17 protein-coding genes are annotated in these 24683 nt (G+C 60.4%); 9 read left to right on the top strand and 8 right to left on the bottom strand.

The window, feature by feature from the left end; translation table 11 throughout:
• Positions 1–75: 75 nt before the first annotated feature.
• On the bottom strand, positions 76–2673 hold the full coding sequence (gene acnB / locus CK910_RS07435) for a bifunctional aconitate hydratase 2/2-methylisocitrate dehydratase (protein WP_098981907.1): 2598 nt from the start codon (positions 2671–2673) through the stop codon (positions 76–78).
• A gap of 228 nt (positions 2674–2901) precedes the next feature.
• Positions 2902–5160: a patatin-like phospholipase family protein gene (locus tag CK910_RS07430; protein ID WP_098981905.1), complete on the bottom strand. Its 2259-nt coding sequence runs from the start codon at positions 5158–5160 to the stop codon at positions 2902–2904.
• Positions 5161–5410: 250 nt separating this feature from the next.
• On the opposite strand from CK910_RS07430, the gene CK910_RS07425 reads away from it, so the two are divergent.
• The 3 genes from CK910_RS07425 (at position 5411) to CK910_RS07415 (ending at position 9449) form a co-directional block, all read left to right on the top strand.
• On the top strand, positions 5411–7321 hold the full coding sequence (locus CK910_RS07425) for a methyl-accepting chemotaxis protein (RefSeq protein WP_098981902.1): 1911 nt from the start codon (positions 5411–5413) through the stop codon (positions 7319–7321).
• A 154-nt stretch (positions 7322–7475) separates the two neighbouring features.
• Complete coding sequence (locus tag CK910_RS07420; RefSeq protein ID WP_098981900.1) at positions 7476–9122, top strand: methyl-accepting chemotaxis protein; 1647 nt, start codon at positions 7476–7478, stop codon at positions 9120–9122.
• 144 nt (positions 9123–9266) lie between these two features.
• Complete coding sequence (locus CK910_RS07415; RefSeq protein WP_043137314.1) at positions 9267–9449, top strand: hypothetical protein; 183 nt, start codon at positions 9267–9269, stop codon at positions 9447–9449.
• Here CK910_RS07415 and CK910_RS07410 read toward each other — a convergent pair.
• The 6 genes from CK910_RS07410 to ampD form a co-directional block, all read right to left on the bottom strand.
• A complete protein-coding gene (locus CK910_RS07410; RefSeq protein ID WP_098981898.1) occupies positions 9446–10402 on the bottom strand; it encodes a GGDEF domain-containing protein in 957 nt (318 codons plus the stop codon). The two genes, CK910_RS07415 and CK910_RS07410, sit on opposite strands and share 4 nt — an antisense overlap.
• 122 nt (positions 10403–10524) lie before the next feature.
• Positions 10525–11952: a dihydrolipoyl dehydrogenase gene (gene lpdA, locus CK910_RS07405; protein WP_059113464.1), complete on the bottom strand. Its 1428-nt coding sequence runs from the start codon at positions 11950–11952 to the stop codon at positions 10525–10527.
• A gap of 160 nt (positions 11953–12112) precedes the next feature.
• A complete protein-coding gene (aceF, locus tag CK910_RS07400) occupies positions 12113–14002 on the bottom strand; it encodes a pyruvate dehydrogenase complex dihydrolipoyllysine-residue acetyltransferase (protein WP_098981895.1) in 1890 nt (629 codons plus the stop codon).
• Between the two features lie 85 nt (positions 14003–14087).
• Entirely contained in the window at positions 14088–16748 is a 2661-nt protein-coding gene (gene aceE, locus CK910_RS07395; RefSeq protein WP_098981892.1) for a pyruvate dehydrogenase (acetyl-transferring), homodimeric type, read from the bottom strand.
• A gap of 68 nt (positions 16749–16816) precedes the next feature.
• Positions 16817–17581 (bottom strand): pyruvate dehydrogenase complex transcriptional repressor PdhR, encoded by a 765-nt coding sequence (gene pdhR / locus CK910_RS07390; RefSeq protein ID WP_098981890.1) that lies wholly within the window; start codon positions 17579–17581, stop codon positions 16817–16819.
• A gap of 276 nt (positions 17582–17857) precedes the next feature.
• Positions 17858–18430: a 1,6-anhydro-N-acetylmuramyl-L-alanine amidase AmpD gene (gene ampD, locus CK910_RS07385; RefSeq protein ID WP_098981888.1), complete on the bottom strand. Its 573-nt coding sequence runs from the start codon at positions 18428–18430 to the stop codon at positions 17858–17860.
• Between the two features lie 148 nt (positions 18431–18578).
• On the opposite strand from ampD, the gene CK910_RS07380 reads away from it, so the two are divergent.
• From CK910_RS07380 to tapD, 6 genes are all read left to right on the top strand, one after another.
• Entirely contained in the window at positions 18579–19049 is a 471-nt protein-coding gene (locus tag CK910_RS07380; protein WP_172955263.1) for a retropepsin-like aspartic protease family protein, read from the top strand.
• A 5-nt stretch (positions 19050–19054) separates the two neighbouring features.
• Complete coding sequence (nadC, locus tag CK910_RS07375; RefSeq protein ID WP_098981885.1) at positions 19055–19912, top strand: carboxylating nicotinate-nucleotide diphosphorylase; 858 nt, start codon at positions 19055–19057, stop codon at positions 19910–19912.
• A gap of 321 nt (positions 19913–20233) precedes the next feature.
• The gene (gene tapA / locus CK910_RS07365) at positions 20234–20650 is read left to right on the top strand and encodes a type IVa pilus major pilin TapA (RefSeq protein ID WP_098985023.1); all 417 of its coding nucleotides are present in this window, start codon (positions 20234–20236) and stop codon (positions 20648–20650) included.
• 6 nt (positions 20651–20656) lie between these two features.
• Positions 20657–22363: a PilB family type IVa pilus assembly ATPase TapB gene (tapB, locus tag CK910_RS07360; RefSeq protein ID WP_043137334.1), complete on the top strand. Its 1707-nt coding sequence runs from the start codon at positions 20657–20659 to the stop codon at positions 22361–22363.
• 132 nt (positions 22364–22495) lie between these two features.
• Entirely contained in the window at positions 22496–23737 is a 1242-nt protein-coding gene (locus CK910_RS07355) for a type II secretion system F family protein (protein WP_098981882.1), read from the top strand.
• Positions 23738–23799: 62 nt separating this feature from the next.
• On the top strand, positions 23800–24672 hold the full coding sequence (tapD, locus tag CK910_RS07350) for a type IVa prepilin peptidase/methyltransferase TapD (RefSeq protein WP_098981880.1): 873 nt from the start codon (positions 23800–23802) through the stop codon (positions 24670–24672).
• Positions 24673–24683 lie beyond the last annotated feature (11 nt).

Here is a 24683-nt window from a genome sequence, read left to right as displayed (position 1 = left end):
TGGGAATGCAAACAAAAGCCCCGGCATGAGCCGGGGCTTTTTAGTAGACTGTCTGCGCCATACCGGCGCCAATCCTTATACCGCTTGCTGCAGGATCACCGCATCGGCCTTCTTGGTGTAGGAGGCGATCTCGTTGAAGTTGAGGTAGCGATAGGTGTCGGCTGCAGTGGCGTCCAGCGTCTTGGCGTACTGCAGGTACTCGGCCACGGTCGGGATCTTGCCTATGATGGCGGCAACCGCAGCCAGCTCGGCAGAGGCCAGATAGACGTTGGCACCCTTGCCCAGACGGTTCGGGAAGTTGCGGGTGGAGGTGGAGACCACCGAGGCCCCTTCCGCCACGCGCGCCTGGTTGCCCATGCACAGGGAACAACCCGGGATTTCGATGCGGGCACCGACCCGACCGAAGATGCCGTAGTAGCCCTCTTCGGTCAGCTGATCCTTGTCCATCTTGGTGGGCGGGGCTATCCACATGCGGGTCGGCAGCTCGCCCTGGAACTTCTCGAGCAGTTTGCCGGCGGCGCGGAAGTGGCCGATGTTGGTCATGCAGGAACCGAGGAACACCTCGTCGATCTTGTCACCCGCCACAGTGCTGAGCAGACGGGCATCGTCCGGATCGTTCGGCGCACACAGGATGGGCTCCTTGATGGTGGCCAGATCGATCTCGATGATTTCGGCGTACTCGGCATCCTTGTCCGCTTCCATCAGCACAGGGTTGGCCAGCCACTCTTCCATCCCCTTGATGCGACGGGTGATGGTGCGCGGGTCGCCGTAGCCTTCGGACAGCATCCATTTCAGCATGACGATGTTGGACTTGAGATACTCGATGATCGGCGCCTGATCCAGCTTGATGGTGCAACCGGCGGCGGAGCGCTCTGCGCTGGCATCGGCCAGTTCGAACGCCTGCTCCACCTTCAGGGTCGGCAGACCTTCGATCTCGAGGATACGGCCGGAGAAGATGTTCTTCTTACCCGCTTTCTCGACGGTCAGCAGCCCTTTCTGGATGGCGGCGTAGGGGATAGCATGGACCAGGTCACGCAATGTGATGCCCGGCTGCAGCTCGCCCTTGAAGCGCACCAGCACGGATTCCGGCATGTCCAGCGGCATCACGCCGGTGGCGGCGGCGAAGGCCACCAGACCGGAGCCCGCCGGGAAGGAGATGCCGATGGGGAAGCGGGTGTGGGAGTCACCACCGGTACCCACTGTATCCGGCAGCAACATGCGGTTCAGCCAGGAGTGGATGACGCCGTCACCCGGACGCAGGGAGACGCCACCGCGGTTCATGATGAAGTCCGGCAGGGTGTGGTGAGTCTGCACGTCTATGGGCTTGGGATAGGCCGCTGTGTGGCAGAAGGACTGCATGGTCAGATCGGCGGAGAAGCCGAGGCAGGCCAGGTCTTTCAGCTCGTCGCGGGTCATGGGGCCCGTGGTGTCCTGGGAGCCGACCGTGGTCATCTTGGGCTCGCAGTAGGTGCCGGGACGAATGCCCTTCACGCCGCACGCCTTGCCGACCATCTTCTGGGCCAGGGTGTAACCCTTGCCGGTATCGGCCACGGGCACAGGACGGCGGAACACGGTGGAGAACGGCAGACCCATGACTTCCCGCGCCTTGTCGGTCAGGCCACGGCCTATGATCAGCGGAATACGGCCACCGGCACGCACCTCGTCGATCAGCACCTCTGTCTTGAGTTCAAACTGGGCCAGCACCTGCTCGGTGCCGTGCTTGCAGATCTTGCCGGCATAGGGGTAGATGTCGATCACATCGCCCATCGCAAGCGCAGAGACATCCACTTCGATGGGCAGGGCGCCGGCATCTTCCATGGTGTTGAAGAAGATGGGGGCAATCTTGCCGCCGAGGCAGACACCGCCGGCGCGCTTGTTCGGCACGAACGGAATGTCGTCGCCCATGAACCAGAGCACAGAGTTGGTGGCGGATTTGCGGGAAGAGCCGGTACCGACCACGTCGCCCACATAGGCCAGCGGGAAGCCTTTCTCTTTCAGGGCATCTATGGTCTTGATGGGACCTATGGTGCCGTCATTGTCCGGGGTGATGCCGGGACGGGCGTTTTTCAGCATGGCCAGGGCATGCAGCGGAATGTCGGGACGGGACCAGGCATCCGGCGCCGGTGACAAATCATCCGTGTTGGTTTCGCCGGTCACCTTGAACACGGTAACCGTGATCTTCTCGGCCAGCTCGGGACGGGAGAGGAACCACTCGGCATCGGCCCAGGATTGCATCACCCGCTTGGCGTGAGCATTGCCCGCCTTGGCCTTCTCTTCCACGTCGTGGAAGGAGTCAAACATCAGCAGGGTGTGGGAGAGGCCCTTGGCGGCAAGAGGGGCCAGGGTGCCGTGGTCCAGCAGGTCGATCAGCGGCTGAATGTTGTAACCACCCTGCATGGTGCCCAGCAGCTCAACAGCTTCGGCAGCGGTCAGGATGGGAGAGTGGGCTTCGCCCTTGGCGATGGCGGTGAGGAAACCGGCTTTGACATAGGCCGCTTCATCAACACCAGGGGGAATACGGGAGGACAACAGCTCTTTCAGAAAGTCTTGTTCGCCAGCGGGCGGGTTCTTGAGAAGCTCAACCAGGGCGGCGACCTGCTCTGCATCCAGAGGTTTGGCGACCACGCCCTCGGCGGCACGTTCTGCGACGTGTTTACGGTATGTTTCAAGCACGACTAATTCCTCTTTGGTCTTTTTTTGGGGTTCGCCCACGCTCGCGGCGATCGTCCTTGCGGGACACCCGTAGGGTGCCCCCCACTATATAAGTTTTAACGACTAATTAAAATCCAAACCCTGTACACATATTCATCAAAACAACATAACCATTTAAACTTGCTCAGGTTTTGCCAGAAGATAAAAGACGCACCAGAAATAAGTTAACAAAAAGGCATCATTTGACCGTTATTCAAATGTGGTGCCCAATTGCAGATAGAACATGTTGTTGCCCCCCTCCGCCATGCCGTAACCGAGGAAGATGGGGCCGAGGAAGCTCTCCACCCCCACGTAGACGGAGCCGGCGGTGAAGGAGCTCTCCATGTTGATCTCCTCCCCCTTGTCCCATACCCCGCCCTGCTCCAGGGAGCCCCCCAGGTAGAGCGGGGCCCGCAGTGCGCCAAAGTCGTTGTCCGCCACCCGGTAGATGTAGCGCAGGCCGCCAAACAGGCTGTAGCGACCGCTGAGCTGGTAGTGCTGGAAGCCGGACAGCCGGAACAAGCCACCCAGATCCTGCACGAACAGCGGGTACTCTTCCTGCGAGGTGGAGCCGCCCCCTTCCAGCATCAGGTTCAGGCTGTGCCTGTCCCAGGACCAGGGCTTGATCATCGTCAGGTGGTAGTTGACCCCCTCGGTGTTCTCCGTCGGCTCGCCGGTCGGCTCTATCTTGACGTGGGAGTAGCCGCTCTTGACGTCCCAGTAGACCCCCTGATAGGGGAAGTAGCGACTGTCCAGGGTGTCGTGCTCGAAGCGGACATAAGGGCCCCAGGAGGAGGCATCCACCTTGGCATCCGCCACGTTGCGAATGTCGATGGCGCCCACTTTTCCCTCCAGCCCCAGCGAGAGGCGGCTCCAGGGCTGGCGATTCCAGCCCACTGCCAAGTCGGCGCTGGTGAAGCTGTATTCGGAATCGATATAGCTCACCCCATCTTCCGTCCTCGTCGCCTCGGGAGTGAAGATGCGGCGCTGGGTCTTGTCATAGGCCAGACTCGCCTCGCCGTAGAAGGTCTGGGAAGGCTCCAGCGGCGTGTAGAAATCGGTCTTGAGGTGTTTAGCTGTTCCGAGCGAGGCCTCTGTCAGCCACTCGGCCCCCCAGTCATTGACGTTGGTGAGGGTGTAGGACATGCCGACGTTGTAGTTGGAGCTGCTCTCGAAATCGTCGGAGAAGCCGAACTGGAAGTTGAGGTATCCCGGTCCCCAGTTCTTCTCGCTGGCATCCACTACCAGCACGTTCTCGCCTTCACGCTCCTCCACCTCATAGGTGATGCGATCGAACGACTCCAGCGCGTAGAGACGGCGAATGCCCGCCTCCAGGCTCTCGTTGGTCTGCACCTTGTCCGGTCGCACCTTCAGCATGGCGCGCACCGTCTCGTCGGAGAGGCGTGACTTGTTGAGGATCTCCACCTTGTCGATGTAGTAGGCGGGCTGACCGCTGCGCTCGGCGCGCCGGCTCAGCTTCTGATTGCGATAGGCGGTGTAGGCGGCGGGCGAGAGGGAGAGCCCGTCGAGCTGGGCGGAGGCGCGATTGGCCACCGCTTCCCCCCGCTTGATCCCTTCCGGCATCAGGGCAAAATCGGCTATGCCCATGCCGCCGAATTCAGGGGTGAGCAGTATGTCTTTCGGCCCCAGCAGCGCCTTCTGCTTGTCGGTACCGACCTGGGTCATGTAGGTGGTGAGCTGATCTATCATGGCGAGGCCGGACTTGAGGGATTCCCTGGTACGCAGCTTGGCGCTGATATCCACCGCGATCACCACGTCGGCCCCCATCGCCTTGGCCACGTCCACCGGCATGTTGTTGACTGTGCCGCCGTCGGCCAGGATATGCCCCTCCCACTCCACCGGCTTGAGGGCGCCAGGAATGGACATGGAGGCCTGCATCGCCTTGGCGAGGCTGCCGCTATCCAGCACGAAGGGGGTCACTGTCTCCATGTCGGTCGCCACGGCGCGATAGGGAATAGGCAGGTCGTCGAAGCTCTTCTGCGCCGGCAGGTTGGAAGTGGCGTGGCGCAACAGGCTGGCCATGGACTGCCCCTGGAAGAAACCATCCGGGAACTGGACCGAGTCACCGTTGATGCCAATATCGGTGCGCAGCTGGTACTTCTCGCTCTGCTGCTTCTTGCGCAGGGAGAGCTCGTCACGACCGACCTTGTCCTGATAGCCCTTGTTCCAGTCGATGGCGAGCGTGGTGCGCTCCACTTCCTCGGCGCTGAGCCCCATGGCGTACATGCCCGCCACGTAGGAGCCCATGCTGGTGCCCACTATGATGTCGACCGGAATGCGCTTCTCCTCCAGCACCTTGAGGATGCCGATATGGGCCGCCCCCTTGGCGCCGCCGCCACTCAGTACCAGAGCAATCCTGGGCCGATCGGACTGGGCCGCCGCCATGAACGGCAGGCAAGCCAGCAAAACCAGAAGCAGGTGGGTCCATCCCCGACGAAAGATGCGCATATGATTTTCCATTGAATCCAGTGCGAGCCAAGTGAGCAATGAAGCCTACTATAAGGTGCGAAAAAGGAACCGCAACCGCCACGACAGCGATATGGCGCACTCGCCGAGCCGCCAATGAGGCTGAACAATCCGGCACAGCCCTGTGAGCGCAAACGCAATCTGCCAATAAAACCGGCAAGCCTCTCAAGGGCACCCCGGCGCTGCCGCTAATATGGGCTCAATCCCGTGTCCACACTCCTGAGTCACTCCTATGCTTGCAAGCCTGACACTCAAACAGAAAATTCTGGCCACAGTCACCCTGGCCGTGGTGCTCTCCTGCCTGCTGGTAGGCTATTTCAGCCAGCGCTCGGCGCAGCAGTTGATCGAAACCCGCATGTTCGAGCAGGAGCTGCCCAACCTGACCCAGCGCATCGGCAAGGAGATCGAGAAGGATCTCACCTCGGTCGCGAGCGCCGCCAGGCAGCTGGCCAATGATCGCTTCGTGCTGGACTGGGTCGCCCGCGGCATGCCCAAGGAGCAGGAGTCCATCCTCATCGATCAGCTCAAGGACATGACGGCCCAGTACGGGCTGGTCACCGCCTCCTTCGCCGACCGGCAGAGTGCCGCCTACTACAACCAGGACGGCTTCCTGCGCAACCTGACCCCGGAGCAGGATGCCTGGTTCTACGGCTATACCAAGAGCCAGCAAGACTTGATGCTCAGCATCTTTCGCGAGACCAACGGCGAGGTGAAGCTGTTCGTCAACTTCCAGCAGCTCAACGGCCGTGGGTTGGCGGGGCTCGCCAAGTCCCTCGACAGCATGGTCAGCATGCTCGCCAACTTCCGCATCGGCGACAGCGGCTTCGTATTCATGACGGATGGCAGCGGCAAGGTGAAGCTGCACCCGGATGCCGCCCGCATAGACCGGGACAACCTGGCCCAGCTGGCCAGCGGCAGCAGCACCAATCTGCTGAGCAAGCAGGCGTTCGCCGCCACCCACGCCGAGGTCGATGGCCAGGCCGTGGTGCTGGCCACCAGCTACATCCCCCTGCTCGACTGGTATCTGGTGGCCCAGGTGCCGGAAGCCGAGATCTATGCCGAGCTGGACAAAGCGCGGCTGCACATACTGCTGGTCAGTCTGGCCATCGCCGCCGGCATGGGGCTGCTCGGCATGCTGCTGGCAGGCTCGGTCAGCCGCCCGCTCAACGAACTGGCCCGCCTGTTCCGTGAACTGGGCAGTGGCGACGGGGATCTGACCCAGCGTCTCAAGGTGGAAGGTCGCGATGAACTGACCCAGGTCGCCACCGGTTTCAACAACTTCGTCGCCAAGATCCACGCCTCCATCGAGCAGGTCGCCAGCAACTCCCGCCAGCTGGCCGCCACCGCCAACGAGGTGGCCAGCAAGGCGCAGCTGACCCAGCACAACTGTACCGCCCAGCGCGACCGCACAGTGCAGGTGGCGACCGCCATCCACGAGATGGGGGCCACAGTCGGCGAGATAGCCGGCAACGCCTCGCTGGCGGCCGACGTGGCCAGGCAGGCCAACGATCAGGCCGATGCCGGCGCCCTGGTGGTAGCCCAGGCGCGCCACGGCATAGTCGGGCTCTCCGGCGAAATAGAGCAGGTGGCGGGCGTTATCGAGTCGCTGGCCAGCCAGACCGACTCCATCGGCAGCATACTCGACACCATTCGCAGCATCTCGGAGCAGACCAACCTGCTGGCACTGAACGCCGCCATCGAGGCCGCCCGCGCCGGTGAACAGGGCCGCGGCTTCGCCGTGGTGGCCGACGAGGTGCGCAACCTGGCGAGCCGATCCGCAGCCTCCACCGCCGAGATCCAGGGCATGATCAACCGCTTGCAGGAGCAGAGCGCCCGTGCCGTCAGCGCCATGGCCCAGGGCCGCAGCCAGAGTCTGGAAGTGGTGGCTCAGGCTGACAAGGCCAATGCCGCCCTCGGCCATATCACGGCCCACATCACCCAGATCAGCGACATGAACATCCAGGTCGCCACCGCCACCGAGGAGCAATCCAGCGTGGTAGGCGAGATCAACCGCAACGTGGAGGACATCAACCAGCTCACCATGGAAACGGCCGACATAGCCCACCAGCTGACCGAGTCCAGCCGCAGCCTGCAGCAGCTCTCCGGCGAGCTCGACAAGCTGGTCGGCAACTTCCGGCTGTAACCCATCGGCAGCCATCAACAAGGGAGCGCCATGGCGCTCCCTTTTGCTATCCGCTCTGCCGTTGTGCCCTTTGCCAGGGAGTCGGCCAATTCATATCTATACTGGCAACAAACCATCTGGACCACATCATGGCCAGCCATGAAGGAGCACTCCCTTGCTAGAAGGTAAACTGACGCTCAAATTGCAGCTGATCCTGGCTGTCACAGTACCCTGCCTCGCCCTCTTGCTTGTGGGGGGTGCCAGCCTGCGAAGCATGGGCTCCATCCAGCAGCAATCCACCGAGCTCTACCAGAACACGGCCACCCCCATGCGCGCCATGGCGGAGGTGGTGTCGCGCATTCCCCGCATGCGGGTCGGCATCGACATGATGCTGTTGCAGGATACCTCCCTCAAGGATGCGAAAGGGGTGATCACCCGGGTCAAGGAGAGTCGGGAGGAGGACATACCCGAGATGCGCCAGGCCATGCAGCAGGCGGTGACCGCCCAGACGGATCCGGCGGCCAGGGCCAATGCCCAGCAACTGCTGAGCCAGTTCGAGGGTATGGCGAGCAACGAGCTGGCTCCCATGCTGCAGGCGCTGGAGCAGGGGGACATGGAAGCGGCCAGAGGTATCTATCGGGATCGCTACACAGTCACCTATGGCACCATGCGCAAGGATGCCAACGCCCTGCTCGACGGCCTGATCCAGCAAGCCCAGCAGCGCCACCAGCTGGGTGAGCAGAGCTATGCCAGCGGGCGGATGCAGATGATCACCATCATCAGTGGCGCCATCCTCATCTCGCTGCTGGTCTCGGTACTCATTCTGATGAACCTCAAGCGTCGGGTCGGTTTCCTGCAGCAATACATAGGCTATGCCGCCGAGCATCTGGCACTGGACTCCCGTGCCCAGCTGAGCGGCAACGACGAACTGGCGGAGATCACCGTGAGCTTCAATCACTTCGTCGGCAAGATCCACAGCGCCATCGAGCAGGTGGCCCGCAACTCCCACCAGCTGGCGGCCACCGCCGACGAGGTCGCCAGCAAGGCCCAGCTGACCCAGCAAAACTGCACAGCCCAGCGCGATCGTACCGTGCAGGTGGCCACCGCCATCCACGAGATGGGGGCAACGGTGAGCGAGATTGCAGGCAATGCCTCGCAGGCGGCCGAAGTAGCCAGGCAGGCCAACGATCAGGCCGAAACGGGCGCCGGCGTGGTGGCTCAGGCCCGCCACGGCATAGTCGGGCTTTCCGACGAGATCGCGCAGGTAGCCGGGGTAATCGAGTCGCTGGCCACCCAGACCGACTCCATCGGCAGCATTCTGGAGACCATCCGCAGCATCTCGGAGCAGACCAATCTGCTGGCGCTCAACGCCGCCATCGAGGCGGCCCGCGCCGGTGAACAGGGCCGCGGCTTCGCCGTGGTGGCCGACGAGGTGCGCAACCTCGCCAACCGCTCCGCCGCCTCCACCGCCGAGATCCAGGGCATGATCCATCGGCTGCAGGAGCAGAGCGCCCGCGCGGTCAGCGCCATGACCCAGGGCCGCAGCCAGAGTCTGGCGGTGGTGACCCAGGCCGATGAGGCCAACGGTGCGCTCGGCCAGATCACCGCCTACATCACCCAGATCAACGACATGAATATCCAGGTCGCCACCGCCACCGAGGAGCAGTCCAGCGTGGTGGGCGAGCTCAATCGCAACGTGGAGGACATCAACCAGCTCACCATGGAGACGGCCGACATAGCCCACCAGCTGACCGATGCCAGTCGCGGCCTGCAACAGCTCTCCGGCGAGCTCGACAAGCTGGTCGGCCATTTCCGTCTGTAACCCTTTCCAGCCCCTTATCCCCCAACTCAGGGAGCGCAGCCGCGCTCCCTGTCATATCAGCGGCAAGCCGTGACGCATACTCGCAAACTCGCCTCCGCCCCAGCCTGGAAATGCCCCATAATCAGGGAAATAACAGGAGGCATTATGGGCAAGCTGGTTGTGACTATGTTGCTGGGGAGTCTGCTCTGCGCCTGCAGCAGCGGGCCTGTGCGAGTGCACGGGGCCGATGTCAGCGTGGACGATACCCGGATCCGGGTCAGTGATGGCGATCGCGGAGGGTATGGCACCTTCTGTCCGCCGGGACAAGCCAAGAAAGGGCGCTGCTAGCGCCCTTTTTTACAATCGTACATCTGCTTGTCCGCCTGTTGCAGCAGCAGATCCAGCGCCGGTGGCGAAAGCGCATCATAGTGCCCCACCCCGGTCGAGCAGGTCAGCCGATAGGGTTTTCCGCTCTCCCGGTTGAACCCGGCCAGGGCCTCATCGAGCCGTGCCAGCACCCGTGGCACCTCTGCCGGTCCCGTGCCAGGCAGCAATACCGCAAACTCATCCCCACCCAGTCGGGCAAAGATGTCTGCATCCCGAAAGACGCCACACATCAGGCACGCCATCTGTTGCAGGGCATCGTCACCGACGTCGTGCCCCAGCCGGTCGTTGATCTCCTTGAACCGGTTGAGGTCGAGAAACAACAGGGTGGCCGCTCGCCCCTGACGATGAGCGAGTTGTAGGCACTTGTGTGCCAGCAGCATGAAACCGCGCCGGTTGGTGATGCCGGTCAGCTCATCCATGGTAGCCAGCTGGATCGCCGCCAGTTCGCGCTCCACCATGCCGGCCAGATCCGTCAGCAAGTCCCGCTGCCGTTCATCCAGCAGGCGCGGCTTGCGATCTATGATGCACAGGGTCCCCAGCTTGTACCCCTCCGCAATCTGCAGCGGGCTGCCCGCATAGAAGCGTATATGGGGATCCCCGGATACCAGCGGGTTGTCGGCGAAGCGCAGATCCCGGGTCGCATCTTCCACCACGAAGAGGCCATCGCCAAGAATGGCATGACCGCAGAAGGAGATGTCCCGCGGCGTCTCCAGCACGGGCAAACCACAGCAGGATTTGAACCACTGCCGATCCTTATCCACCAGCGACACCAGCGAAATGGGCACATCGAACATGTTGCGGGCCATGCGGGTGATCCGGTCGAATCTTTCTTCGGCAGAGGTATCCAGAATGGTGATGCGGCGCAGCGCATCGAGGCGCAGGTGCTCGTTGTCAGGGGTGGCCGGTGTTTGCATGGCTGACTCCAGCAAGTGACATGGAAGTCATTAGCATAGCAACCAGCTCCGAACAAATCTCAGCTATATACAAAAAGCCGCTCGAGTGAGCGGCTTTTTCAATGCTGGCTGCGAGAAGAGGATTATTTCTTCTTCTTGGCCTTGGCGTTCGGCAGGTCGGTGATGGAGCCTTCGAACACTTCGGCAGCCAGACCCACGGACTCGTGCAGAGTCGGGTGAGCGTGTATGGTCAGCGCGATATCTTCGGCGTCGGCACCCATCTCGATGGCCAGACCGATTTCACCCAGCAGTTCACCACCGTTGGTACCCACGATGGCACCACCGATGACGCGGCCGCTCTCCTTGTCGAAGATCAGCTTGGTCATGCCGTCGGAGCAATCGGAGGCGATGGCACGGCCGGAAGCCGCCCACGGGAAGGTGGCGACTTCGAAGTTCAGCCCTTGTTGCTTGGCCTCCTTCTCGGTCAGACCAACCCAGGCCATCTCCGGCTCGGTGTAGGCGATGGACGGGATCACTTTCGGGTCGAAGTAGTGCTTCTTGCCGGCGATCACTTCGGCCGCGACGTGGCCTTCGTGGACACCCTTGTGGGCCAGCATAGGCTGACCGACTATGTCACCGATGGCGTGGATGTGAGCCACGTTGGTACGCAGCTGCTTGTCCACCTCGATGAAACCGCGCTCGGTCACGGCAACGCCGGCCTTCTCGGCATCCATCAGCTTGCCGTTTGGCACACGACCTACCGCCACCAGCACGTTGTCGTAACGTACCGGCTCGGCCGGGGCGTGCTTGCCTTCGTAGGAGACGTACAGGCCGTCTGCACGGGCTTCAACTGCGGTGACCTTGGTCTCCAGCATGATGTTGAATTTCTTGGCAACGCGCTTGGTGTAGATCTTGACGATGTCTTTGTCGGCAGCCGGTACCAGCTGGTCGGCAAATTCCACCACGTCGATCTCGGAACCCAGGGAGGAGTACACTGTACCCATCTCCAGACCTATGATGCCACCACCGATGACCAGCAGCTTGCCCGGCACGGAAGTCAGTTCCAGCGCATCGGTTGAATCCCATACGCGCGGGTCATCATGGGGGATGAAGGGCAGTTTCACCGGACGGGAGCCGGCCGCTATGATGGCGTTGTCGAAGGTCACGGTCGTCTTGCCGTCGGCACCTTCCACTTCCAGCGTGTTCGGGCCGGTAAACTTGCCAAAGCCGTTCACAACCTGAACCTTGCGCATCTTGGCCATGCCGGCCAGACCGCCGGTCAGCTGGTTGATGACCTTCTCTTTCCACAGGCGCACCTTGTCGATGTCGGTCTGCGGGGCGCCGAAGATGATGCCGTGTTCGGACAGCGCCTTGGCTTCTTCAATGACTTTGGCGACGTGCAGCAGTGCCTTGGACGGGATACAACCCACGTTCAGGCAGACGCCACCCAGGGTGGAGTAACGCTCGACGATAATGGTATCCAGACCCAGATCGGCGGCACGGAAAGCAGCGGAATAACCGGCAGGGCCAGCACCCAGTACTACGACCTGAGTTTTGATTTCTTTACTCATCATGACCTCTTTGTCGTTCTTATATATCCCCGGACGGCGCAGTCTTATGCCAACTCAATGCCAAACAAGGCGGCTGCAACCGTGAAAAAACGGGGCAAGTTTACAATCCTGTTAATGAAATGAGAAGTAAAAAGGGCAGGCTCTGGGCCCGCCCTCTCACTTACAGGACCAGTCGACGAATGTCGGACAGCACGCCACTCATGGTGGTGATGAAGCGGGCTCCATCGGCACCATCGATGACGCGGTGGTCATAGCTCAGGGCCAGCGGCAGCATCAGGCGCGGCACGAACTCCTTGCCATTCCACTTCGGCTTCATCTCGGACTTGGATACGCCCAGGATGGCCACTTCCGGCGCGTTGACGATCGGGGTAAAGCTGGTACCGCCGATGCCACCCAGGCTGGAGATGGTGAAGCAACCGCCCTGCATGTCGGCAGCGGTCAGCTTGCCGGCACGGGCCTTCTTGGAGATCTCGGCCAGATCGCGAGACAGCTCGTAGATGCCCTTCTTGTTGACGTCACGCACCACAGGCACTACCAGACCCCCCGGGGTGTCTACCGCCACACCGATATGGATGTACTTCTTCATGATCAGCTTGCTGCCGTCTTCGGACAGGGCGCTACAGAAGCGTGGGTGGGCTTCCAGGGCCTTGGCGGCGGCTTTCAGGATGAACACCAGCGGGGTGATCTTCACATCCAGCTTCTGCTTCTCGGCCAGCAGGTTCTGCTCTTTGCGGAACGCTTCCAGATCCGTGGTATCGGCTTCGTCGAACTGGGTAACGTGCGGGATCATGGCCCAGTTGCGATGCAGGGCAGGACCGGAGATCTTCTGGATCCGGGTCAGTTCCAGCTCTTCGACAGGGCCGAACTTGCTGAAGTCAACCTTGGGCCACGGCAGGACACTCATGCCGTTGCCAGTACCTTGACCTGCAGCCGGGGCGGACTCGGCACGCTTGACCGCATCCTTCACATAGGCCTGCACGTCTTCTTTGACGATGCGACCCTTGCGACCTGAGGCTTTCACCTTGGCCAAGTTGATACCGAACTCACGGGCCAGGCGACGTACGGCCGGGGCGGCGTGTACGTAGGCGTCGTTGGCAACGAAGTCGGAGGAGGCAGCAGCCTGGGCAACCGGAGCCGGAGTCGCGGCAACAGGTGCAGCAGCGACCGGGGCGGCGGCCTGAGCAACCGGAGCGGCAGCGGCTGGAGCGGCGCCAGCCACTTCGAATACCATGATCAGGGAACCGGTGGAGACCTTGTCACCCGCCTTCACCTTGATCTCTTTGACGATGCCGGCGAACGGTGCAGGCACTTCCATGGAGGCCTTGTCGCCTTCCACCGCGATCAGGGACTGGTCGGCATCGACCTTGTCACCCACGGCGACCATGATTTCGGTCACTTCGACTTCGTCACCGCCGATGTCGGGTACATTGACTTCTTTGGCGGCGGCAACGGCAGGTGCAGCAGCCACGGGAGCGGCAGCCTGAACCGGCGCGGCAACGGCTGCAGGCCCGGCACCGGCCACTTCAAATACCATCACCAGGGAACCGGTCGCAACCTTGGCGCCGGCGGCAACCTTGATCTCGACCACGCGGCCCGCGAACGGCGCCGGTACTTCCATGGAGGCCTTGTCACCTTCCACGGCGATGATGGACTGGTCGGCTTCAACCATGTCGCCCACGGCAACCATGATCTCGGTCACATCCACTTCGTCGTCACCTATGTCAGGGACATGGACGTCTTTGCGAGCGGCGGCCACAGGGGCAGCGGGAGCAGCGGCAACCGGGGCGGCAGCCTGAACCGGCGCCGGCGCGGCAGCGCCTTCCGCTTCGAAGATCATGATCTGGGAACCGGTGGCAACCTTGTCGCCCACCTTGATCAGGATCTCTTTGACGATACCGGCAGCCGGAGCCGGGACTTCCATGGAGGCTTTGTCACCTTCCACTGCGATCAGGGACTGGTCGAGCTCGACCTTGTCACCCACGGCCACCATGATCTCGGTGACTTCAACTTCATCGGCGCCGATATCCGGAACCATAATCTGTTTGGACATAGTGCTTTATCCTCTTACGCGTCTGTCGCGTTAACCTTTGCAAGGCAGTGCCGGGCAATGTGTCCCGGCACTGCACTCGATCCTCTTACGCGTACAGCGGGTTGACCTTGTCGGCATCGATGCCGTACTTGGTGATGGCATCGGCCACAACCTGCTTGTCGATCTCGCCGCGCTTGGCCAGTTCGGTCAGGGCAGCAACCACCACGTAGAATTCGTTCACTTCGAAGTGACGACGCAGGTTGGCACGGCTGTCGGAACGGCCGTAACCGTCGGTACCCAGCACGCGGTAGTTCTTGGTCGGTACGAAGGCGCGCACCTGATCGGCGAAGGACTTCATGTAGTCGGTCGCGGCTATGGTGGCATCGGAACCCAGTACGGTGGCGATGTAAGGCACGCGAGCCTCAGCAGTCGGGTGCAGCATGTTCCAGCGATCCACGTCCTGACCGTCACGGGCCAGTTCGTTGAAGGAGGTGACGCTGAACACGTCGGAACCCACGCCGTATTCGCTGGCCAGGATCTGGGCGGCGGTGCGCACATGACCCAGGATGGAACCACAACCCAGCAGCTGTACCTTGGCCTTGTTGCCGGCCACGGTTTCCAGCTTGTAGATACCCTTGCGGATACCTTCCTCGGCGCCTTGCGGCATGGCCGGCATGGCGTAGTTCTCGTTCAGGGTAGTGATGTAGTAGAAGACGTTCTCCGGCTTCTCACCGTACATGCGACGCAGACCGTCCTGCACGATCACTGCCACTTCATAGGCATAGGACGGGTCATAGGAGACGCAGTTCGGGATGGTGTTCGCCAGGATATGGCTGTGACCATCTTCGTGCTGCAGACCTTCGCCGTTCAGGGTGGTACGACCCGAGGTCGCGCCCAGCAGGAAGCCACGGGCTTGCTGGTCACCGGCTGCCCACGCCATGTCGCCGACTCGCTGGAAGCCGAACATGGAGTAGTAGATGTAGAACGGGATCATCGGGCAGTCGTTGGTGCTGTAAGAGGTCGCAGCAGCCAGCCAGGAGGACATGGCACCCAGCTCGTTGATACCGTCTTGCAGAACCTGACCCTGCTTGTCTTCCTTGTAGTAGGAGACGATGTCGCGGTCTTGCGGGGTGTACTGCTGACCGTGCGGGCTGTAGATGCCGATCTGGCGGAACAGGCCTTCCATACCGAAGGTACGGGCTTCGTCAGCCAGGATCGGTACTATGCGCTTGCCGATGGACTTGTCTTTCAGCAGCACATTCAGGGAACGCACGAACGCCATTGTGGTGGAGATCTCGCGAGCCTGCTCGCCCAGCAGGGGACCAAAGGTCTCCAGCGCCGGGATTTCCAGCTGAGTGGTGGTCTCACGCAGACGGGTCGGTACATAGCCTTTGAGCGCGGCACGACGGGCGTGCAGGTACTTGTGCTCTTCGGTACCCTCTTCGATCTTCAGGTACGGCAGCGCTTCCAGCTGCTCGTCGGTGACCGGCAGGTTGAAACGATCGCGCAGGTGACGCACCGAGCCCAGATCCATCTTCTTGACCTGGTGAGCAATGTTCTTGCCTTCGGCCGCTTCGCCCATGCCGTAACCCTTGATGGTCTTGGCCAGGATGACAGTCGGCTTGCCCTTGGTCGCTGCGGCTTTGGAGAAGGCGGCGAACAGTTTACGGGGGTCGTGACCACCACGGTTCAGGGCGAAGATCTCCTCGTCGGTCATGTCTTTGACCAGCGCGGCGGTTTCCGGGTAACGGTTGAAGAAGTGCTCACGCACGTAGCCGCCATCGCGGGACTTCATGGTCTGATAGTCGCCGTCCACGGTTTCGTTCATCAGCTGGATCAGCTTGCCGGAAGTGTCTTTCTTCAGCAGCTCATCCCACTTGCGACCCCAGATAACCTTGGTGACATCCCAGCCGGCGCCTGCAAACAGACCTTCCAGCTCGTTGATGACCTTGCCGTTACCCACGACCGGACCGTCCAGACGCTGCAGGTTGCAGTTGACCACGAACACCAGGTTGTCGAGCTTTTCACGCACGGCAACGGTCAGGGCGCCCTTGGCTTCCGGCTCGTCCATCTCGCCGTCACCCAGGAAGGCGTAAACGGTCTGCTCGGAGCAATCCTTGATGCCACGGTCGGTCAGGTACTTCAGGAAGCGAGCCTGATAGATGGCGGCTATGGGGCCCAGACCCATGGAGACGGTCGGGAACTGCCAGAAGTCCGGCATCAGTTTCGGGTGCGGATAGGAAGGGATACCCTTGCCGTCCACTTCCTGACGGAAGTTGTCCAGCTGATCTGCGGTCAGACGACCTTCAGCGAACGCACGGGCATAGATGCCCGGAGAGATGTGACCCTGGAAGTAGACCAGATCACCACCATCCTTCTCGCTGCGAGCGCGGAAGAAGTGGTTGTAGCAGACTTCGTAGATGGTCGCGGAAGAAGCGAAGGAAGACATGTGACCGCCGAGGTCCAGGTCTTTCTTGGAGGCGCGCAGCACTATCATCATGGCGTTCCAGCGGATGATGGCGCGGATGCGACGTTCCATCTCCAGATCGCCCGGGTAAGCCGGTTCGTCACTGGACGGGATGGTGTTGATGTAGTCGCGATTCGCCTTGGCAGCCACGTCCACGCCGCTTACGCGGGCTTTTTCGGCAAGCTGTTCAAGAATGAACTGAGCGCGTTGTGGACCCTCTTCACGCAGCAGGGATTCCAGAGAGGCAAGCCACTCCAGCGTTTCTATCGGGTCCACATCGTTCTTCAGGATATCAGACATGGCTGGTTCCTATTGTTATTGCACGGCGGTTAAGATGCGCAAGAATTCGACAATAAAGCCTTGTGGGATTAGTTTTCCTGCTGACGGATCCGACGCATGGATCGCTGGATCCGGCTGTCTTCCCTCTGCATATCCAACAAGGTGTCCTCGATAAAGGCCAGGTGCTCATGACAAGCAGTCCTGGCCCGCTCCGGAGCCCCCGACAGGATAGCCTCGATCAGATGCGCACGATGACGACGGATCTTGGCTACCACTCCCGGACGGCGATTCAAAATTTCGTTATTGCGTAAAATGTTCTGCTCGAGCATGGGGCCCATGGCCCGCAACAGGTGCAGCAGCACCACGTTGTGGGACGCTTCGGCCACCGCCAGATAGAACTGGGTCACGGCGGCGGATTCGGTGACCAGCGAACCTTGCTGGCCGGCTTCCTCGATGGCGGACTGCGCCTGACGAATACGCTCGGCATCGGCTTCCGTCCCCCGCAACGCAGCATAGTAGGCACAGATGCCTTCCAGCGCGTGACGAAACTCCAGCAGGTCATACTGGGCTTCGGGGTGGGTGCTGAGCAGCTCGAACAGGGGATCTGCGATCCCCTTGCTCAAGGCATTTTGTACGTAAGTGCCACCGCCCTGACGGCGATACAAGAGTCCTCTGGCTTCCAGGCGCTGGATGGCTTCGCGCAGGGAGGGGCGCGATACCTGAAACTGGATGGCGAGTTCCCGCTCGGGCGGCAACTTCTGGCCCGGCTGCAAACTGCCTTCCAGAATCATGCTTTCCAGCTCGGCGACGATGGCGTCGGCCAGCTTGGGTTGAGTTATCTTGAGATAGGGCATGAGGCTACTTTGTTAAATTGGTATTACCAATTTCATGAATGGGGCGAAAATTAGCAGAGGAGTTGGGAAAAGTCCACCCAAAAGATGATCTGAATCAAGGTTCAGCCTTGCCACTAAAGGGGTAAAGAGAGGGATTTATGATTTAGCTCATAGAAATTGGTCTGACCAATATTTTTGAGCTGGCTCACAGGCAACATTTGATCAACAGCAGGAAAAAATGGCCTGCCATAAAGGCAAGCCATTGATTTTAAAAACACTAACTTATCTTTAGAATATTTACTTAAAGTTGAGCGCTTTTCGATATCGCTGCCATTCGAAGCTGCCACCCGGATCCGTCTTGCGCCCTGGCGCTATATCACAATGGCCGACAATTCGTTGTGCCGTAATGGCAGGGTAATGGCTGGATATGGTTCGGCTGAGCCCCACCAGCACCTCATATTGTGCATCGCTGTAGGGCAGCTCATCGGCTCCCTCCAGCTCGATGCCGATGGAAAAATCGTTGCAGGCCTCCCTCCCCTCCCAGCTCGATATCCCGGCATGCCAGGCACGTGCGCCAAACGGCACGTATTGCACCAGCTCGCCGTCCCGCCGGATAAGGCAGTGGGCCGAGACCCGCAACTGATGAATGCCGGTGAAATAAGGGTGCGCCTCGGGGTCCAGCCGTCCCATGAAGAGATCGTCGATCCAGGGCCCGCCAAACTCCCCCGGCGGCAGGCTGATGCCGTGTACCACCAGCAGGGAGATATCGTCCAAACTGGCTCGCTCGTTGTGGTGCGGTGACGGCACCTTGCGGGCCTGCTCACACCAACCGTCTGAATCAATGGAAAAAACTGTTTTAGGCTGGGTCATCATCTACTCGATCTGCAATGGAATGACGCATGAGATAAAGCCGGATGGGCAACCAAGCGATCCACCTCTCAGGCTAATCGCAATCGTCTCAATCCACCCTGGCAACTGTGATAGGCTGGACCATCTTCTGCTCAACTCTGGAAAGGATATGCACCCGATGGCGCGCCGCTTCTGGTTGCTGGCCTGGCTCTCTCTGATGGGGCTGCTGACCCTCTATTTTCACGCCCGCTCGCAACCCACAGTCACCGCCAGCGGCGAACTGCTGCTCAAGGCCGATGCCAGCGGCCACTATCGACTGGAGGGTGCCATCAACGGCCAACCGGTGCAACTGCTGCTGGACACTGGGGCAACCCGGGTCACTGTGCCACGTCAGGTGGCCGAGCGCATCGGGCTGAGCCCCAACGGCAACAGCCTGGTCAACACGGCAGCAGGCACTATCCAGGTGCAGACCGGCCAGATTGAAACGCTGGCGATGGGTCCGCTGACCTTGTACGATTTGCCCATCTATATCAATCCGGCGGCCGACGGGGACGAGATCCTGGTGGGCATGAATGCCCTGGGCCGGCTGGAATTGCGCCAGAAAGACAGACAGTTGCTTCTCAGACCCTTGCAGGAATAACAGGCATGTTACAACAGGACATCCGCCGCGCCGTGCGCGCCGCACTACTCGAAGACTTAGGTCAAGCCCTCACCACGCTGGACCAGCCGGATGCCAGCGCCGATATCACGGCCCAGCTGATCCCGGCGGATCGCCTGGCCAGCGCCCGGGTCATCACCCGCGAGGCTGGCGTATTCTGTGGCCAGCCCTGGGTGGATGAGGTGTTCGTCCAGCTCGGTGGCGAGGTAAAAGTGGATTGGTTGGTACAGGATGGCGAACTGCTCTCCCCCAATCAGGAGCTGTTTCGCCTGCATGGCCCGGCCCGCGTGCTGCTGACCGGCGAGCGCAACGCACTGAACTTCGTACAGACGCTCTCAGGCGTCGCCACCCTAACCGCCCGCTACGTGGCCGAGCTGGCGGGCACCGACTGCCGCCTGCTCGATACCCGCAAGACCCTGCCGGGGCTGCGCAACGCCCAGAAATATGCCGTGACCTGCGGCGGTGGCAAGAACCACAGAATCGGCCTGTTCGATGCCTATCTCATCAAGGAGAACCATATCCTCGCCTGCGGCGGCATAAGCGAGGCCATCAGCGCAGCGCGCCGCCTCAATCCGGGCAAACCGGTCGAGGTGGAGGTGGAATCCCTGGCCGAGCTGGAACAGGCGCTGCTGGCTGGCGCCGACATAGTGATGCTGGACAACTTCGATGTGCCCATGATGCACGACGCCGTGGCCCTCAATCAGGGCCGTGCCAAGCTGGAGGTATCCGGCAATGTCACCCTGGACACGCTTGCAGATTATGCCGCCACCGGCGTCGATTTCATCTCGGTCGGGGCGCTGACCAAGCATGTGCGGGCACTGGATCTCTCGATGCGCTTTGTCTAGTCGGGGAGGTGTCACAATCGCAGGATGACGCCGGTGACATATAACAAGATGAAGGACTTGCAAAAGGCGCCACGGGCGCCTTTTCTTTATGCAGGATCCCTCAGCAAAGGAGTGTGATGATGGACCCAGTCCCGCCAGTTAAAAAGAGTCGATAGAGACTCTTTGTCTATGATTTATATCAAGTTATCAGTAAATGACAGAAAAGTGGTTAACAAAGGCCACAACCTCTGTTGCCAAGCCGGACAGCTCGGATAAGATATTGACGTGTGGATAGTTTTCCACCGGCACTTCCCAGGAACCAAGGACAAAAGGATATTTGACATGAAGAAACAATCAGGCTTTACCCTTATCGAATTGATGATCGTGGTCGCGATCGTCGCCATCCTGGCGGCCATTGCACTGCCGGCGTATCAGACTTACACCCAAAAAGCGAAGTTTACTGAGGTTGTATCCGCGACAGGTGCTTTCAAAACCGCAATTGAAGTGTGCTACCAGACTGGTGGAGATATGTCTTTATGTGACCAAAATAGCGGTGGTGGAGTGCCATCCGCTGCAGGAGCAAGTGGATTTGTAACTAGTGTCACGGTAGGAGCGGGTGCAGCTAGTGCCGCCCGAATTACAGCAACAGGGGCTGCGCCGGTGGCCTTTACATATATCCTCGATGGCAGCGGTACTAATGGTCAGGTGACATGGGCAGTGGTCAGTAGTTCAACCTGTATTGCTGCTGGTGTTTGCTAATTTAGCATGACATCTAGCCCCAATAGCGGCCTGGCATTAAGCCTGGCCGCGTCTTCCCTGCTCAGTGAGTCCGACTCGCAGCGCTATCTGAGCCAAGCCAAGGCCCAGCGCAAACCCTTTGTGACCTTTCTGATAGAGAACGAGATCCTCGACAGCAAGGCGCTGGCGGATTTCTGCGAGCTGGAGTATGGGGTACCTCTGCTGGATCTTGCCGCCTTCGACCTGGCCGAGATCCCGCAGAAATACCTCAATCAGAAGCTGATTGAGAAACACCATGTGCTGCCCATCTATACCCAGGGCCATACCCTCTATATCGCCATGTCGGATCCGACCAACGTCTCGGCACTGGAGGATTTCGGCTTCAGCTTCGGACTGCATACCGAGGCGCTGCTGGTCGAAGAGAACAAGCTGACGACCGCCATCGGCAAACTGCTGGAGAGCGATCAGGATGCCCTCGGCATGGAGGACATCGACGAATCAGAGATCTCCGAGCTGGAAGTTTCGGACGAAAACTCGCGACTCGATGAGAGCGTCAACACCGCCGACGACGATGCTCCCATCGTCAAATACATCAACAAAATCATGATGGATGCCATCAAGCGTGGCGCATCCGACCTGCACTTCGAACCCTATGAGACCAAATATCGCATCCGCTTTCGGATCGACGGCATCTTGCACGAAATCGCGACACCACCGGTCAATCTGGCCAACCGCTTCTCCGCCCGCCTCAAGGTCATGGCACGGCTCGACATCGCCGAACGGCGGCTGCCACAGGATGGCCGCATCAAGCTGAAGCTGTCCCGCAACAAGTCCATGGACATGCGGGTCAACACCCTGCCCACCATGTGGGGAGAGAAGATCGTCATCCGCTTGCTGGACTCCTCGGCAGCGCGGCTCAACATAGAGCAACTCGGCTTCGACGACCGGCAGAAGGCCCAATATCTGCGCGCCCTCTCCAAGCCACAGGGGATGATACTGGTAACAGGCCCCACCGGCTCGGGCAAGACAGTCTCCCTCTATACCGGTCTCAATATTCTCAACACCACGGAGGTGAACATCTCCACCGCCGAAGATCCGGTGGAGATCAACCTGCCAGGTGTCAATCAGGTACAGGTCAACCCCAAGGCGGGGCTGACCTTCGCCAGCGCCCTTCGCTCCTTTCTTCGCCAAGATCCCGACGTGGTCATGGTGGGGGAGATCCGGGATCTGGAAACCGCCGAGATCGCCATCAAGGCCGCCCAAACAGGCCACCTGGTGCTCTCAACTCTGCATACCAACTCGGCTGCCGAAACCCTGACACGCATGATGAACATGGGGGTACCCGCCTTCAACATTGCCTCCTCGGTGACCCTGATCATGGCCCAGCGGCTCGCCCGCAAGCTGTGCGATCACTGCAAGGCACCCGAGGTGGTACCCGAAGCCGAACTGCTGGAGCTGGGATTCACCCAGCAGCAGCTGGCCGCCGGACTGCGCCTGTTCAAACCCGTGGGGTGCAAGGATTGCTCTGGCGGCTACAAAGGGCGGGTCGGTATCTACGAAATCATGCTAATGTCTGAAAACATTGCAAAATTGATCATGCAAGGTGCCAACTCTCTACAAATTGCGGCCATTGCTCAAAAAGAGGGGATGCGCACTCTGCGTATATCCGGTCTTGAGAAGGCTCGTATTGGAGTGACCAGCCTGGCAGAAATCAATCGGGTGACCACCAACTGACAGTGCATATCGATCGAGCTGATTCATCCAGGTGTCGCCAAGCCGGCGCCCCTGAGGATTTCCATCAGGCCAAGGCAACCCGCATAGCAAAGTATTGAGCGGGATACCAGAGCCCAATTGCAGGACGCAGTGATGGCAACGCTAACGCAGAAACAGAATGCCCCCAAGAAAGTCTTCGCCTTCCGCTGGAGCGGTGTGAACCGCAAGGGTCAAAAGGTCTCCGGTGAATTGCAGGCCGACAGTATCAACACGGTCAAGGCTGAACTGCGCAAGCAGGGTGTCAACGTCACCAAGGTGAGCAAGAAGAGCCAGGGGTTATTCTCCAAGGGCGGCGCCAAGATCAAGCCGATGGACATTGCCATCGTCTCCCGTCAAATCACCACCATGCTCTCCGCTGGCGTCCCCCTGGTGCAGAGCCTGCAGATCATAGCCCGCAGCCACGAAAAAGCCTCGATGCGTGAGCTCATGGGGCAGATCGCCGCCGACGTGGAAACCGGCACCCCCATGTCCGAGGCGCTGCGCCGCCATCCCCGCCACTTTGATGCGCTCTATTGTGATTTGGTTGAGGCGGGGGAGCAATCCGGTGCGCTGGAGACCATCTATGACCGCATCGCCACCTATCGGGAAAAGTCGGAAGCGCTCAAGTCCAAGATCAAGAAAGCGATGTTCTATCCCGCCATGGTCATCCTGGTCGCCATCGTCGTCACCTCCATACTGCTGCTGTTCGTCATCCCGCAGTTTGAGGATATCTTCAAGAGCTTCGGCGCCGAGCTGCCCATCTTCACCCAGTTTGTCATCGGCATCTCCCGCTTCATGCAGCATTGGTGGTATGTCATCTTTGGCGGCACAGCGTTCGCCATTTTCCTCTATGTACGGGCATGGCGCGCGTCCCAGAAGGTCAAAGACAATACCGACAAGTTCATCCTCACCATACCCGTGGTCGGCATGATACTGCACAAGGCGGCCATGGCCCGCTTCGCCCGCACCCTCTCCACTACCTTCTCCGCCGGTATCCCACTGGTTGATGCACTGATCTCGGCCGCCGGTGCCTCCGGCAACTATGTCTATCGCACCGCCGTCATGGCCATTCGCAACGAGGTGGTCGCCGGCATGCAGATCAACGTGGCCATGCGCACCGTGGACCTCTTCCCCGACATGGTGATCCAGATGGTGATGATCGGCGAGGAGTCAGGCGCCATCGATGATATGCTCTCCAAGGTCGCGACCATCTTCGAACAAGAGGTTGATGACTTGGTCGACGGCCTCACCAGCTTGCTCGAGCCCCTCATCATGGTAGTGCTGGGGGTACTGGTTGGTGGCATGGTCGTGGCCATGTACTTGCCCATCTTCAAGCTGGGAGACGTAGTAGGCTGATTCACGAGGGTATGCGCTCACAACGCATGCCCTTCCCTCCATTTCATGACAGACGGTTGGTTATGGCACTTCTCCTCGAGCTGGCACACGGCTTGCCCTGGCTCTATTTCTCGCTGGTATTTCTCTTTTCCCTGATGATCGGCAGTTTTCTCAACGTGGTGATCCATCGCCTGCCCATCATGCTGGAACGGGAGTGGCAGGCCGAATATCGCAGCTACTTCAACCCTGATGACGAGGGGGTCGACGAGCCGCCCTACAACCTGATGGTACCGCGATCCTGCTGCCCCCACTGCAATCACCCCATCACGGCACTGGAAAACATCCCCCTGCTGAGCTGGCTCTGGCTCAGGGGTCGCTGCCGAGGCTGCCAGGCTCCCATATCGGCCCGCTATCCGCTGGTCGAGCTGCTGACGGCGCTGCTCTCGGTAGCCGTTGCCATGACACTCGCACCGGGCTGGGGCACGTTGGCGGCCCTGCTGCTGACCTGGGTACTGGTGGCACTCACCTTCATCGATCTCGACAAGATGCTGCTGCCGGACCAGCTCACCCTGCCCCTGCTGTGGGGCGGGCTGTTGTTCAATTTGCTGGGCGGTTTTGTATCGCTTGGCGATGCGGTGATCGGCGCCATGGCCGGTTATCTGGTGCTATGGAGCCTCTATTGGGCCTTCAAGTTGCTCACCGGCAAGGAGGGCATGGGCTATGGCGACTTCAAGCTGCTGGCCGCGCTGGGCGCCTGGCTGGGCTGGCAGGCGCTGCCCATAGTGCTGCTGCTCTCCTCCCTGGTTGGCGCCTTCATGGGCATAGGCCTGATCCTGCTGCGCAATCACCATCAGAGCAAACCCATTCCCTTTGGCCCCTATCTCGCCATCGCGGGCTGGATTGCGCTGCTGTGGGGCAATAGCATCACCCGCTGGTACCTCACAAATTTCCTCTGAGAAAAAGGGTG

This window comes from Aeromonas sp. CA23 (assembly GCF_002587065.1).
Classification (GTDB): domain Bacteria; phylum Pseudomonadota; class Gammaproteobacteria; order Enterobacterales; family Aeromonadaceae; genus Aeromonas; species Aeromonas bestiarum.
Note: the sequence above shows the minus strand (reverse complement) of the source record. Positions and strands in the feature narration are given on the sequence as shown.

Bases quoted from the DNA above. Each gene is read 5' to 3' on its own strand.
- CK910_RS07355 (WP_098981882.1), top strand. From the start codon at position 22,496: ATGGCAACGCTAACGCAGAAACAGAATGCCCCCAAGAAAGTCTTCGCC.
- tapB (WP_043137334.1), top strand. From the start codon at position 20,657: ATGACATCTAGCCCCAATAGCGGCCTGGCATTAAGCCTGGCCGCGTCT.
- CK910_RS07415 (WP_043137314.1), top strand. From the start codon at position 9,267: ATGGGCAAGCTGGTTGTGACTATGTTGCTGGGGAGTCTGCTCTGCGCC.
- pdhR (WP_098981890.1), bottom strand. From the start codon at position 17,581: ATGCCCTATCTCAAGATAACTCAACCCAAGCTGGCCGACGCCATCGTC.
- nadC (WP_098981885.1), top strand. From the start codon at position 19,055: ATGTTACAACAGGACATCCGCCGCGCCGTGCGCGCCGCACTACTCGAA.
- aceF (WP_098981895.1), bottom strand. From the start codon at position 14,002: ATGTCCAAACAGATTATGGTTCCGGATATCGGCGCCGATGAAGTTGAA.
- CK910_RS07425 (WP_098981902.1), top strand. From the start codon at position 5,411: ATGCTTGCAAGCCTGACACTCAAACAGAAAATTCTGGCCACAGTCACC.
- aceE (WP_098981892.1), bottom strand. From the start codon at position 16,748: ATGTCTGATATCCTGAAGAACGATGTGGACCCGATAGAAACGCTGGAG.
- CK910_RS07410 (WP_098981898.1), bottom strand. From the start codon at position 10,402: ATGCAAACACCGGCCACCCCTGACAACGAGCACCTGCGCCTCGATGCG.
- tapD (WP_098981880.1), top strand. From the start codon at position 23,800: ATGGCACTTCTCCTCGAGCTGGCACACGGCTTGCCCTGGCTCTATTTC.
- lpdA (WP_059113464.1), bottom strand. From the start codon at position 11,952: ATGAGTAAAGAAATCAAAACTCAGGTCGTAGTACTGGGTGCTGGCCCT.
- CK910_RS07430 (WP_098981905.1), bottom strand. From the start codon at position 5,160: ATGCGCATCTTTCGTCGGGGATGGACCCACCTGCTTCTGGTTTTGCTG.
- tapA (WP_098985023.1), top strand. From the start codon at position 20,234: ATGAAGAAACAATCAGGCTTTACCCTTATCGAATTGATGATCGTGGTC.
- CK910_RS07380 (WP_172955263.1), top strand. From the start codon at position 18,579: ATGCACCCGATGGCGCGCCGCTTCTGGTTGCTGGCCTGGCTCTCTCTG.
- ampD (WP_098981888.1), bottom strand. From the start codon at position 18,430: ATGACCCAGCCTAAAACAGTTTTTTCCATTGATTCAGACGGTTGGTGT.